This is a genomic window from Paenibacillus radicis (ex Xue et al. 2023) (assembly GCF_024722015.1).
GTDB lineage: Bacteria > Bacillota > Bacilli > Paenibacillales > NBRC-103111 > Paenibacillus_S.
Genome location: NZ_JANQBD010000009.1, coordinates 232,873 through 246,577 on the forward strand (window position 1 = coordinate 232,873; position 13,705 = coordinate 246,577).

Below are 13,705 nucleotides of genomic sequence, written 5' to 3' on the forward strand. Positions count from 1 at the left end.
AAGTTGAAAAAGTCTCTTCTGTCTCTAATTGTAACATCAGGTTTGTTGGGAACCATTGTTGTGCCGCAGTTTGCGTTTGCTTTGACGGCAACGCAGAAAATCGAGCAGCAGATAAGCCAGCTGAAAAAAATGCAAACAACCGCTCAGCAAAAAGCGAATGAAGCGCAGTCCGAAATGAACAAGGTACATCAGGAAAAGCAGCAGACAAGCTCAGATATTACTTCATTGCTTAGTCAAATTGAGGCAACGAACCTGAAGCTTAACGATCTGAATAGCCAGCTTAGTACGGTAAAGAATACTTTGCAGGAAACCGGCCAGCAGCTTGAGGAAGCCGAAACGCGAGTTGAAAGTAGAGATAAGCTTCTGAAATCAAGGGTTCGCCTTATGTATATGAACGGAGTCGTTTCCTACGCTGACGTTCTGCTCAGCTCAACGAATTTCGGTGACTTTCTGGACCGTTTGAATGCATTGAAATCCATTGTGAATCAAGATAAAAAGATATTGGAATCCAATCAAAAAGACCGTGCAATGATAGCGGACAAGCAGGTTCAGGTTCAACAGCAGCTCGATCAGGTTAAGGATTTATATAGCCAGACAGCGGTTGTTAAGGCCGATTTGGTGACCAAAGAGAAGGAAAAGGAAGTCAAGATAGCGAGCCTCTCCAAAAAGGAGAAGGAGCTGGAAGACATAAGCGAGGATCAGGAGAAAGTATTGCTTGAGTATGCGCGCAAGGAATCCGCGCTGGCAGCCGAGAAGCGCAAGGCTACGGAGGAAGCAGCCAGAGCCGCGGCTGCAGCCAAAGCCAAGAAGGAGGGCACTGCTCCTCCTGCGGTAAACTCGACTCCGGCGTTCACAGGAGGCAAGATGGGTTACCCATTGGCGAAGAATTCGCCTATGACCTCCGATTTCGGAACACGTTCAGACCCGTTTACTGGCAAGAAAGCGACGCATAAAGGGATCGACCTTGGTGCGCCTAACGGAACCTCTATCCTAGCTGCAGCTGATGGTGAAGTGATCGTTGCTTCCTGGTGGAGTGGGTATGGGAATTGTGTTATTATTGACCATGGCAACGGAGTTTGGACCTTGTATGGGCATATCCGTAACGGTGGAACGGATGTGGAAAAAGGCGATACGGTCAAAAGAGGGCAAAAAATTGCAGAGGTCGGATCAACCGGTGAATCGACGGGTAACCACCTGCATTTTGAAGTTCGGATTAATGAAAATCCCGTAGATCCTAAACCTTATTTGAAATAATCGCTGTTAATAATTTCAAATAGCTTGTCATATACTAAACGGACGGCCAGTCGATAAGGTAAGTAGCAAAGGCGGTGTATACTAAGGAATGACATTTAAAGGACGTACGGTTTTGGCATTTATTTTGTTGGCCATGTTCGCCAGCAGCATTATGACGCTAACGATTGTGCATCCATCGATCTTTGCTTCGGTAGGTGGAGATAGCAGCACGGCGACCGTGAAGTCTGGTTTGAGTACTAAGGATTTGAACAAGATTGCCACCACGTACCAACTAATAGACAGCAAATTTTTATCGCAAGTCGATCGTGATAAAGTAGTCAACGGAGCGATTAACGGCATGCTGTCGGCGTTGGAGGACCCTTTTACAGTTTATATGGACCAAAAAGAAGCGAAGCAGTTCGACGAGAGTATTACATCTTCGTTTCAAGGCATTGGGGCTGAGGTTTCTTCTGAGGATGGAAAGGTAACTATCATGGCGCCTATTAAAGGCTCTCCAGCTGAGAAAGCGGGATTGCACACGCATGATGTTATCATTGCTGTAAATGGCGAGAAGCTTGACGGATTGACTTTGAATCAGGCGATTATGAAAATTCGCGGACCGAAGGGAACGCAGGCTAAGCTGGACATTATGCGGCCGGGCTCGCCTGAGCCGATTCAAATGATTGTTGTACGTGACGATATTGATGTGGAAACCGTCTATGCGGAGATGCTGCAGGGCAATATCGGTAAAATCGAGATTCGCCAGTTCTCCAGCAACACGGCCAAACGATTCAAAGACGAGCTGAAAAATCTTGAAGCAAAAGGAATGAAGGGATTGATCATCGACGTTCGTAACGATCCGGGTGGTCTGTTGTCCGCCGTTGTCGAAATTGTCGAACCTTTTGTACCTAAGGGCAAGCCTATTGTGAAGATTGAAAACCGCAAAGGCGAGCAGGAAGATACACCATCACAGGGAACAGGTAAAAATTATCCTGTTACCGTACTGATCAACAAAGGCAGCGCCAGTGCTTCGGAGATATTGGCAGGAGCCTTGCATGACTCTTCCGGCAGCAAGCTGATCGGTGAAACGACCTTCGGTAAGGGTACGGTCCAAGTAACCTTTGAGAAGGAAATGGCCGATGGCAGCAACATTAAGATGACGGTGTACAAGTGGTTGACGCCAAATGGCACCTGGATTCATAAAAAAGGAATTGCACCGGATATCGCGGTTGAGCAGCCTGCCTTCTTCAAGGTAGCTCCGCTGAGTAAGAAAACAACCCTGAAGCCGGATACCAATAGCGAAGACGTTAAAAACTTACAAACCATGCTGACAGGGCTGGGACTAACCCCGGATCGTACAGACGGTTACTTCAGCGATAAGACGGCTCTAGCTGTCAAGGCTTTCCAACGGATGCAAAGCTTGCCTATAACAGGTGAAGTTGATGTGGAGACAGCGACCCGGATTGAAAAAGCGATTTTGACCGAAATCAAGGACCCTAAAAATGATCTGCAGCTAAAAGCGGCGACTCAGCACTTGCAGTCCGTAATGCCCAAGTAGTACAAATGGGTAGGGTGCAGGGTAAAAATTCCGATTAGCTGAAATGGAAATGTTAGTAAGCGGAAGGAAATTGAATAAGCAGCGTCGAAAGAGTAAGAAGGTTGGATTTATTCCAGCCTTCTTTTTTAATGTATCTAAGAAGGAGCAGTCCAATGACCGTGTTCATGGAAGTGGCACAAAGAGGGCTACAAGCCCTGCTTCAATTGTTCATGCATCCGTTTTATTATGTTGGTATTTTATTTGTCATCCTGCAATACCGCAGGCAAATATTGTTTGAACGTAAATTGTTTCATACGAAACTGCACTCCTTATTAACCGAAACGTGGCGGGCATTATTGTGGGGGTGGATCGGCGGATTAGCGGCTTCTGTAGTTATGGCCGTTGTTGGAGCTACCATTCAAGCTGATACTGTGCTCTTATTGTGGGTCATATCGCTGCTGCTGCTTTTTGTTCGTGTGAGATTTTTATGCTGGGCTTATGCTATTGGGATTATAGGGGTTCTGCATGTGCTATGCGTTTGGTTTGCTTCAAGATTGAATCCAGCATCCGATCTGCTTGCCTGGATTGTGAATACGCTGATCAATCTGAACATGCCTTCACTGCTCGCACTTATTGCGATCCTTCATCTGATTGAAGCGCTGTTAGTGAGGCAGCAGGGGGCCAAGACAGCTACGCCGATGTTTTACGCAAGCAAGCGGGGTAAAATCGTCGGTGGCTATAATATGCAGGGGTTCTGGCCTGTTGTGTTATTTTTGCTGGTGCCACTGCAAGGAGGCAGTGCAATCCCGTTGCCTTGGACGCCTCTAGTGGGTGGAGGGCTGTGGAGCGGCGGCTGGACGATGATTAGCTTCCCCGTCATGATCGGCTTTGCTGAGCTGACTCTGTCCCGACTGCCGAAGGAGAAAGCTCGCCTCTCAGCGAAGCTGTTGGCTCTATATGCCTGCTCCGTACTGCTGCTGGCTTTTCTGGCCTATGTATGGCCTGTCCTGACGATAATTGCATCACTGGGCTGCATACTGCTTCATGAAGCTTTGCGGGTGTACAGCAGATGGGATGAATTGAAGCGAATTCCCTATTATGTTCATGACCAGCGCGGACTGAAGATTTTGGGTATTTTGCCTGGCAGTGCGGCGGCTGATATGGGGCTGACTGCAGGAGAAGTCATTCACAAGGTGAACGGAGTGGCGGTAGTTACGAAGCAGGAGCTGTTCCAAGCCATGCAGCAGAATCCGGCATTTTGCAAGCTCGAGGTGCTTAATTTGGAGGGGGAAAGCAAGTTTCTGAAGCGAGCTTTATTCTCTGACGAGCATCATCAATTGGGCATTATTTTAGCGCCTGATCAAGATGCGATGTATTATGCGGAAGAAAAACAATCTCATATATTCTCTTATTTGAGCAGGAAGCTTGTAGGGGTCTTCAGCAATCGATCTGGTAGCAGACCTATGTAGGATCAGCCTCACAGCCTAACAAAATTGAAGGAAAAAAGCTGCCGGAACCTGAGTTCCAGCAGCTTTTTTTGAATAAAACGGGGTAAGCTCTGCTCCGCTTGTGACGCTTGTTAATTCGGTTCACGCAGCACAACGATTTCAACGCGACGGTTTTTGGCCCGATTCTCTGGAGTGTCGTTTCCAACTACAGGACGCGTATCTGCATAGCCAGTGGATATGAATTTTTTCGGATCCAGGCCTGAGTTATTAATGAAGTAACGAAGCACGGATAGCGAGCGTTCGTTTGAAAGTCCCCAGTTATCCTTGTATAGAGACCCTGTTGCCAATGGCAGGTTATCCGTATGGCCTTCAATGCTGATCGTTGTATTCAAGTTCGGGAACATTGTAGCCAGTTGGTTTAAAATGGGGAAAGCCTCTTTTTTCAAATCAGCCTTACCGAGATCGAACAAGAACAGATCGTTTAGAGTTACAGAAATTCCCTTAGGGGTATTGGCTGCGAACACTTGAGCCTGCAGGCTTTGCTGCTGAATATACTGCTGTATCTGCTCCAATAAATTTTCCAGCTGCTTCTCACGAGTTTCTTTTTGTTCTTTCTCTTCCCTTTCTTTTTTCTCCTTCTCGGCGTTTTCGGATTTATCGCCTTCATTAGCTTTGGCTGTGCTGACACGGCCGAGTACTCCTTGACCTTGAGGGAGCACGGAATCTGCCTTCTTGTATTCAAAGTTAAGTGCTTGCGACAGGATTTGATATTTCTCCGTATCAATCTTGCTCATCGCATACATGATGACAAAGAAGATCAGAAGCAGCGTGATTAAATCTGCATAGGTAATCAACCAGCGCTCGTGATTTTCATGCTCGGCGTGCTTCTTATTTCTCCTCGCCACTGATATCACCTTCCGTTTTCTTATGGTTTTGATGGAGGAAGGACTTCAGTTTCTTTTGAATCAACTGAGGATTTTCGCCGGCTTGCAGAGCTAAAATTCCTTCAAGCATCAATTCCATTTCAGAAATTTGCTCTTTGCTGCGAATTTTTATTTTGGTTGCTATAGGAAGATACACTACATTCGCAGAAGCCACACCATATAATGTAGCTGTAAAAGCAACGGCAATAGCGGGGCCCAAGCTGCTCGGATCAGCCAAATTGCCCAGAACGTGTATCAGTCCCATAACGGTACCGATAATCCCCATCGCGGGTGCATAGCCGCCCGCTGTTTCGAATATTTTGGCCCAGCCCTCATGATGATGCTCAAGCGCATCCATTTCGAGCTCCAAAATTTGACGTGTCAATTCAGGGTCGGTTCCATCAACAACCATCATAAGACCGCCGCGCAAGAAACTGTTCGGATGTTCCACTGCACGCTGCTCTAGAGCAAGCACACCTTCTCTGCGGGCAACCGTGGCCATATCTACAAGCTCTTCAATAATAGTGCCGGGCTCTCTTTTGGTTTCTTTGAATGCCATGCTTAGTGCTTTACCGATTTCCTTTAGACGGGACATAGGGAAGCTTATTGCTATAGCCCCTGCTGTTCCCCCGAAAATAATTAACATGGCGCTTGGGACAATAAGTGCGCCAATATGGCCGCCATCCCACATATAACCGCCTAGAAGAGCTCCCAATCCTATTACAAGACCTATTATCGTTGTTAAATCCACGTTCCTACCACCCCTAGATTCAATAAATTAATGTTTCTCTTCATGCAGATCTATATGATTAAAAATTCCTGTAACCCACTAATAGAGGAAAGCTTTAATCGTTTGCAACAAAAGATGAAAAAAGGTATAATATATGGGAACAAGTATTCCTATAAAGGAAAAAGTCGAACGGAGTCAATCTACGTCGATAGATCATATTATTTATCGGAAACAATTGTTTAAAAGTTAATAGAACACGACTTTTTTCAATGGGCGGGTGATTACATGAACGAAGTAACGAAGAGCAATAAACCGTTTGAGCTGGTATCGGATTTCTTGCCTCAGGGAGATCAGCCTAAGGCAATTGAGAATCTGTTAGCAAGTATTCAAGCGGGGAAGAGGTATCAGACACTGCTTGGCGCTACGGGAACGGGCAAGACGTTCACAGCGGCACAGGTGATTTCCAAACTAAATCGACCCACATTGCTTATTGCCCACAACAAGACATTAGCCGCACAGTTGTGCAGTGAATTGAAGGAATTTTTCCCTAACAATGCTGTGGAATATTTCGTCAGTTATTACGATTACTTTCAACCAGAAGCCTACATTCCATCTTCGGATACATTTATAGAGAAAGATTCAAGCATCAATGAGGAGATCGATAAGCTGCGCCACTCGGCCACCAGCTCGTTGTTCGAGCGGCGGGACGTCATTGTTGTAGCGAGCGTATCCTGCATATACGGCTTAGGTTCGCCGATTGAATACGGCAACCTGGTGCTGTCGTTACGTGTCGGTATGGAGCGGTCGCGCAATGACATCCTGCACAGCCTGATCGATATCCAGTATCAGCGCAATGATATGAACTTTGTCCGCGGCACGTTTCGCGTCCGTGGTGATGTAGTAGAGATTTTCCCTGCCTCGCATTCCGAGCAAGCTGTAAGAGTGGAGCTGTTCGGAGATGAAATCGAGCGCATAACGGAGATTAATGTGCTGACCGGTGAAATCCTTGGCGAACGTGAGCATATCGCCATCTTCCCCGCATCTCACTTCGTTACCCATGAGGATACGATGAAACGCGCACTTATCAACATTGAGCGAGAGCTGGAAGAACGATTGAAGGAGCTCAACGAGAAAGGCAAGCTGCTGGAAGCCCAACGACTGGAGCAACGGACGCGGTATGATATCGAAATGATGCAGGAGATGGGCTTTTGCTCCGGTATTGAGAATTACTCGGGACCCTTAACATTCCGTGAACGAGGGGCGACGCCGTATACACTGTTCGACTACTTTCCGGAGGATATGCTAGTGATGGTGGACGAATCTCACGTGTCGCTGCCACAGATAAGGGGTATGTATAATGGAGACCGAGCACGTAAGGAAGTGCTGGTAGAGCACGGGTTCCGTCTCCCGTCGGCGATGGATAACAGACCGCTTCGATTTGAGGAATTTGAGGGCAAGGTGAAGCAGGCTGTGTTTATCTCGGCAACTCCGGGACCTTTTGAGCTGGAGCATTGTCCTGAGATGGTAGAGCAAATAATCCGCCCAACCGGCCTGCTGGATCCGATCATTGAGGTACGGCCGACGAAGGGGCAGATTGATGATTTGCTAGCCGAGATCCATGACCGAATCAGCAAGGATGAACGTGTCCTCGTGACTACTTTGACGAAGAAGATGTCGGAGGACTTGACGGATTATCTTAAAGAAATCGGGATCAAGGTACGGTATCTTCACTCCGATATAAAGACATTGGAGCGGATGGCCATTTTGCGTGATTTGCGATTGGGAGTATTCCATGTATTAATAGGCATTAACCTGCTGCGGGAAGGGTTGGATTTGCCGGAGGTATCCCTCGTAGCGATATTGGACGCCGACAAGGAAGGCTTCTTGCGTGCTGAGCGCTCACTGATACAGACGATTGGCCGGGCCGCGCGGAATTCGAACGGTCGGGTAATTATGTACGGTGACAAAATAACCGATTCGATGGACAAAGCGATTCGGGAAACGAGCCGTCGCCGCGATATTCAAATAGCTTATAATGAGAAACACGGAATCACTCCGCAAACAATACAGAAGAAGGTCAGGGATGTCATTGAAGCGGTCAAGGTAGCTGAACAGAAGGCTGATTACTTAACCGATTTGAAACAGGGCAAGATGTCCAAGAAGGATCGGATGTCGCTGATTGAGCGTCTGGAAGCGGAAATGAAGGAAGCGGCCAAAAATCTGCAGTTTGAACGTGCAGCTGAGCTTCGCGACGCGGTGATGGAGTTAAGAACGGAGCTGTAAGATAGAGTTAGAAGCAGACCTACGGATGGATATAATGGATAATAGCGTTATGAGACAGAGAATCTGCGGATGAAGGGTTCTCTTGTGATATATAAAGGATGGTGGCAACCACGTGGTCAGAGATAATATCGTAATCAAAGGCGCGAGAGCGCATAATTTGAAGAATATAGACGTTACGATCCCTCGGGATCGTTTTGTCGTGCTCACAGGGCTCAGTGGCTCTGGTAAGTCATCGCTTGCCTTCGACACGATTTATGCCGAGGGCCAGCGCAGGTATGTCGAATCGTTGTCTGCATACGCAAGACAGTTCTTAGGCCAGATGGATAAACCTGATGTAGATTCAATTGAAGGCTTATCGCCTGCCATTTCTATCGATCAGAAGACCACAAGCCGTAACCCGCGTTCCACTGTGGGTACTGTGACGGAGATTTACGATTATCTTCGCTTGCTATTTGCTAGAATCGGCCGTCCCCATTGTCCAGATCATAAGTTAGAGATTACGTCACAGACGATAGAGCAGATGGTCGACCGGATTATGGAATATCCGGAGCGGACACGGCTGCAAATATTAGCTCCGATCATCTCGGGGCGCAAAGGCGAGCATTCCAAATTGCTGGCCGATATCCAGAAGCAAGGATTTGTTCGGGTTCGTGTAAATGGCGAGACTATGGATATATCCGATAAAATTGAGCTTGATAAAAACAAGAAACACTCGATCGAAGTGGTCGTTGACCGGATTGTTGTGAAGGACGATATTCAAAGCCGTTTGGCAGACTCATTGGAAACTGCGTTGAAGCTGGCTAACGGCAGAATTATCGTAGATATATTGGAGAAGGAGGAGCTGCTGTTCAGCCAGAATCTCGCATGTCCCGAATGCGGATTTAGCATCGAGGAGTTGGCTCCAAGAATGTTCTCCTTCAACAGCCCATTCGGCGCATGCCCTGATTGCGACGGATTGGGAAGCAAAATGATAGTTGATCCAGACCTGCTTGTGCCAAATCCGACGCTTTCTATCGAGGAGGGTGCATTTGAGGCTTGGGCTGGCAGCACATCCAACTATTATCCGCAGTTTTTAGCTGCCGTCTGTGAGCATTACAAAATTCCGACGGACAAGCCCGTATCCGAACTGCAGCCGGAGCAGATAAAGAAGCTGTTGAACGGTACTGGTGGTGAGAAGGTCCGTTTTCGTTATGAGAACGACATGGGACATAGGAAGGAAGCGCTCGTTCCTTTTGAGGGCATTATTAATAATTTGGAACGTCGCTATCGGGATACGTTCTCTGATGGCATTCGCGAGCATATTGAAACCTACATGAGCTCGAAGCCTTGCAGCAAATGTAAAGGGCAGCGCTTAAAGCCTGAAACATTGGCAGTTACGATCAATGGGAAAAATATTGCCCATGTAACTTCGCTTTCCATTGGTGATTCGCAGGAGTGGTTTGAAGGGCTGTCACTGACGGATAGAGAGGTCCAGATAGCGCATTTAATTTTGAAGGAAATTAATGCTCGTCTTGGCTTTCTCGTCAATGTAGGGCTGGACTACCTGACCATGCACCGTGCAGCAGGTACTTTGTCAGGCGGCGAGGCCCAGCGGATTCGATTGGCTACACAAATCGGATCAAGCTTAATGGGTGTATTATATATCCTGGATGAGCCAAGCATAGGTTTGCATCAAAGGGATAATGACCGTTTGATTAAAACGCTGGAGCATATGCGCGACTTGGGCAATACGTTGATAGTCGTTGAGCATGATGAAGATACGATGCTCGCAGCAGATTATATTATTGATATTGGTCCTGGAGCGGGTATCCATGGAGGTACAGTGGTTTCTCAAGGGACGCCGCAAGAAATTATGGACGATGCGGGCTCCTTGACAGGACAATATTTAAGCGGGAAGAAGTTCATTCCAATTGCTGCGGAACGCCGGAAGCCTAATGGAAAATGGCTTGAAATTAAAGGTGCGAAGGAAAACAATCTGCGTAATGTTAACATAAAGATTCCTTTAGGTGTGTTTACATGTGTAACTGGGGTATCAGGATCAGGCAAAAGCACATTAATCAATGAGATCTTGTACAAAACATTGGCGAAACAACTCAATGGTGCCAAGGTTCGTCCTGGTGAATACCGTGATTTCATTGGGCTGGAGCATGTGGATAAAGTTATCGATATTGATCAGTCGCCAATTGGTCGGACACCACGTTCTAATCCTGCAACTTATACAGGAGTGTTTGATGATATTCGCGACGTATACTCCAATACGAATGAAGCCAAGGTACGCGGTTATAAAAAGGGCCGCTTCAGCTTTAACGTAAAGGGCGGACGATGCGAGGCTTGCCGCGGGGATGGAATTATTAAGATCGAAATGCACTTTCTGCCTGATGTCTATGTTCCATGTGAGATTTGTAAGGGAAAAAGGTACAATCGGGAAACGTTAGAGGTGCAGTATAAAGGGAAAAACATTTCCGAAGTGCTTGGAATGACGATTGAGGATTCTTGCGAGTTTTTCAAAAACATTCCGCGTATTCACCGCAAGCTAAGCACTTTACTTGATGTAGGCTTAGGCTACATGGATCTGGGGCAACCGGCAACAACATTGTCCGGCGGTGAAGCGCAGCGCGTGAAGCTTGCTGCGGAGCTGTATCGCAGGAGTACCGGTAAGACGATTTATATTCTCGATGAGCCGACGACTGGATTGCATATCCACGATATTGACAGGCTGCTTAAGGTTCTGCATAGGCTGGTTGAAAATGGCGATAGTGTGCTTGTAATTGAGCATAACCTGGATGTCATTAAGACATCCGATTATATGATCGATCTGGGACCGGAAGGCGGCAGTAAAGGCGGTACAATTGTAGCTACAGGCACACCAGAGGAAGTTGTGAAGGTAGATGGCTCTTATACAGGTCGCTACTTGAAACCAATTCTTGAAAGAGACAAAGCTCGCTCTGCTGACTATGCTCAACGGCTTAAACAGATGGAAGATGTTGTAGTGTAACAATGATTTCGATTTATAATATGAAATTTGGGGAATCCTTAAATAAGGCAAAGTAAGGGATGAAACATACGCAAATGTTGACAAACTTGTTACACTTTGCTGAATTACTTGCACTTCAAAGCCAGTCAAGATAAGATAGAAACTAAGCATTTTCGTATACTAGAGGAGGTCTCTCGATGTTTTTAGCTGAAGAGGCAGCGCAAGCAGCGAGCAAATTTACCGGCTTTGATCCATTCGTGCTGTTGTTCACGATTATTATTGCTATTGGTGTTGTTCGGTTGCTGATTGCTCCTAAGAAAAATCTATTTGCTATCGGTTTTGGCGGCGTTAGCTTGTTGGTGTTTTTGATTATGGATACCGTTATGGTACTCAATTGGATGGATAAACTGTAGAAGATCGGATGCTTGCGCTTGTCGCAAGCTACATGGCACGTAAATGAAGCCCTGGACCACAACGATGGTCTTAGGGCTTTTTTGTCGAACTCAAAAGAAAAACGCCGTGCGGCGTCCTTGGTGTACCATGTACGTTTGTGCGTGAGGAGGGATGGATGTGGGATTCCGGCCACTGTTGAAGTCGTGTTCCTTTGAATGATAGGCTTGCAGCGGTGGGAACACGATCTTCAAAGGCGGACGCTATCGCTCCTCCACCCCACATCCATGCCCTCTTTTGTTCTACTCTGTGCTTTGCGTTGCTTCCTTACTTCCTTACCGGTCTTCGATCCAGTATTCCTAGCCGTGAACACCCTGGTAATACTCCGGTTACATCTCTCCATCACCTACTTCGTACCTAAACTGCGACGGTACCACCGGATCCCCCGCCCTGTAGCGACGTAGGGCGCTATTAAGGATGGCCGGCTTGCATCACGATTGAAATTGAACATCAGTGCGCCGATATTAACGAAACCTGTAACCCTTAGCACTGATTATTTAAGTGAACCTGTCAAGTGCCTTCTTTACAGGCGACTAATTCTTCCTATAATGAATGAGTCGAAGCATTAGCGGAAGTAATCGTTCCTCTATAGTATGGAAAGCACACAAAACAGAGAGATACCGGAACAACTACTTCCGTTATCTCTCTGTTTTGTGCATAATACTCATCATTCACCCCACATAGCGGAATTCGGACTTCCGCTATCGTCTTAAATTGGAGGCGGCAGATTAAATAACGGAATTTTCAGTTCCGTTCAGGACCTTTAGAGCACATAGCTACTTCCCCGCTATCCGAATATAAAAAGGAACTCACCTGATGGTGAAGAAGTAAAAATCTTAAGAATTCATATATGTTAAGAACTTAGAAAGGGCAACCCTGCTTCATGCGTTGGTGTTGTAAAGAACTTTCTAATGTTAAAAAAAGCCGAGGAGCATACCGCTCCTCGGCTCTTAAATGATTAAACCCACCACATTTGACCTAGTGGTTCCTTGATCAGTATTTGCTGCAGATTCTCAACCGCTTTAGTAAAGCCTTCATCAACGGACATTAAGCCGTCCTCATGCTCTATGCTCACTACATAATCATAGCCAACCAATCGAAGCGCACTGATGATATCCGCCCATGTTTTCATATCGTGGCCGTAGCCTACAGTACGGAACTGCCAAGCACGGTCAAGCATCATGGTATAAGACTGCATATCGGTAACACCGTGTTTATTGATGTTGATCGGATCAATCGAGGTATCCTTAGCATGGAAGTGATGAATAGCGCCGGCACGTCCAAGGATCTGAACAGCTTGCACGGGATCGATACCTTGCCACCACATATGGCTTGGATCAAGGTTAGCACCAATTACATCACCTGCAGCCTCACGAAGCCTCAACAGTGTTGCCGGAGTATGTACGGAAAAACCGCCGTGAAGCTCAAGACCGATCTTTACATTACGGTCAGAAGCGAATTTGCCAGTCTCGGTCCAATAAGGAATGACCTTGTTAGCCCATTGCCAGTCTAGGATCTCTTGATAATCATTCGGCCAAGGAGCAACCGGCCAGTTCGGATATTTAGCGCCTTCATGGTCGCCGGGGCAGCCTGAGAACGTATTAACAACAGGAACTTCAAGCTTCTCAGCCAGCTGTATAGTTTGGATGATGACATCATGATGTTCTTGTGCAATTGGTTTTTGCGGGTGTAAAGGGTTACCATGGCAGCTTAAAGCACTGATGGTTAAACCGCGGGACTCGACCACTTTTTTGAACGCCTTCAATTTCTCTTCGTCGGCTAATAGCACTTCCGGGTTGCAATGAGCATTGCCGGGGTAGCCGCCAGTGCCGATTTCAATTGCTTCCAAGCCTTTTGAAGCAATATAATCCAGCGATTCTTCCAATGACTTTTGCCCGAATAATACAGAAAATACGCCTAACTTCATAAGACACCTCCGATAAAAATGTACGCGTGTACGCGACTCTCCCAAAGTATAGCATTGTTTGGTTACTTCTCAAAGTATAAGATGCGGACAAGGCAACTTAGTTCATTTTTAAATTAAATGCTTCGACAGTTGTCTCGACATTATTCCCATTTCTTTGCAGACAAGAAGGGCTACAATGAAAGGGAAGTATATTTCACAAG

Annotated in this window: 9 protein-coding genes; 6 read left to right on the forward strand and 3 right to left on the reverse strand. The window is 46.6% G+C overall.

The window, feature by feature from the left end; translation table 11 throughout:
* The first annotated feature begins 3 nt into the window (after positions 1-3).
* The 3 genes from NV381_RS14585 (at position 4) to NV381_RS14595 (ending at position 4,239) form a co-directional block, all read left to right on the forward strand.
* Entirely contained in the window at positions 4-1,254 is a 1,251-nt protein-coding gene (locus tag NV381_RS14585) for a murein hydrolase activator EnvC family protein (protein ID WP_258214016.1), read from the forward strand.
* Between the two features lie 88 nt (positions 1,255-1,342).
* Positions 1,343-2,791, forward strand: coding sequence for a S41 family peptidase (locus tag NV381_RS14590; RefSeq protein WP_258214017.1), 1,449 nt, complete (start codon positions 1,343-1,345; stop codon positions 2,789-2,791).
* 152 nt (positions 2,792-2,943) lie between these two features.
* Positions 2,944-4,239 carry a PDZ domain-containing protein gene (locus NV381_RS14595; RefSeq protein WP_258214018.1) on the forward strand — a complete coding sequence of 432 codons (1,296 nt, stop codon included), beginning with the start codon at positions 2,944-2,946 and terminating at the stop codon, positions 4,237-4,239.
* 110 nt (positions 4,240-4,349) lie between these two features.
* Here NV381_RS14595 and NV381_RS14600 read toward each other — a convergent pair whose 3' ends face one another.
* Positions 4,350-5,123, reverse strand: coding sequence for a flagellar motor protein MotB (locus NV381_RS14600; RefSeq protein ID WP_258214019.1), 774 nt, complete (start codon positions 5,121-5,123; stop codon positions 4,350-4,352).
* Positions 5,107-5,892: a flagellar motor protein gene (locus tag NV381_RS14605; protein WP_258214020.1), complete on the reverse strand. Its 786-nt coding sequence runs from the start codon at positions 5,890-5,892 to the stop codon at positions 5,107-5,109. The genes NV381_RS14600 and NV381_RS14605 overlap by 17 nt, the downstream gene beginning before the upstream one ends.
* 264 nt (positions 5,893-6,156) lie before the next feature.
* Here NV381_RS14605 and uvrB point away from each other — a divergent pair, with 264 nt between their 5' ends.
* The 3 genes from uvrB (at position 6,157) to NV381_RS14620 (ending at position 11,541) form a co-directional block, all read left to right on the forward strand.
* Positions 6,157-8,154 carry an excinuclease ABC subunit UvrB gene (gene uvrB / locus NV381_RS14610; RefSeq protein WP_258214021.1) on the forward strand — a complete coding sequence of 666 codons (1,998 nt, stop codon included), beginning with the start codon at positions 6,157-6,159 and terminating at the stop codon, positions 8,152-8,154.
* A 112-nt stretch (positions 8,155-8,266) separates the two neighbouring features.
* Positions 8,267-11,149 carry an excinuclease ABC subunit UvrA gene (gene uvrA / locus NV381_RS14615; RefSeq protein ID WP_258214022.1) on the forward strand — a complete coding sequence of 961 codons (2,883 nt, stop codon included), beginning with the start codon at positions 8,267-8,269 and terminating at the stop codon, positions 11,147-11,149.
* Positions 11,150-11,325: 176 nt separating this feature from the next.
* A complete protein-coding gene (locus NV381_RS14620; protein WP_171653343.1) occupies positions 11,326-11,541 on the forward strand; it encodes a hypothetical protein in 216 nt (71 codons plus the stop codon).
* A gap of 995 nt (positions 11,542-12,536) precedes the next feature.
* Here the strand turns inward: NV381_RS14620 and NV381_RS14625 are convergent.
* Positions 12,537-13,505 (reverse strand): sugar phosphate isomerase/epimerase family protein, encoded by a 969-nt coding sequence (locus NV381_RS14625; RefSeq protein ID WP_258214023.1) that lies wholly within the window; start codon positions 13,503-13,505, stop codon positions 12,537-12,539.
* Positions 13,506-13,705 lie beyond the last annotated feature (200 nt).

Coding starts and splice junctions, on each gene's coding strand:
- NV381_RS14620 (WP_171653343.1), top strand. CDS start 11,326: ATGTTTTTAGCTGAAGAGGCAGCGCAAGCAGCGAGCAAATTTACCGGC.
- NV381_RS14590 (WP_258214017.1), top strand. CDS start 1,343: ATGACATTTAAAGGACGTACGGTTTTGGCATTTATTTTGTTGGCCATG.
- NV381_RS14595 (WP_258214018.1), top strand. CDS start 2,944: ATGACCGTGTTCATGGAAGTGGCACAAAGAGGGCTACAAGCCCTGCTT.
- uvrB (WP_258214021.1), top strand. CDS start 6,157: ATGAACGAAGTAACGAAGAGCAATAAACCGTTTGAGCTGGTATCGGAT.
- NV381_RS14625 (WP_258214023.1), bottom strand. CDS start 13,505: ATGAAGTTAGGCGTATTTTCTGTATTATTCGGGCAAAAGTCATTGGAA.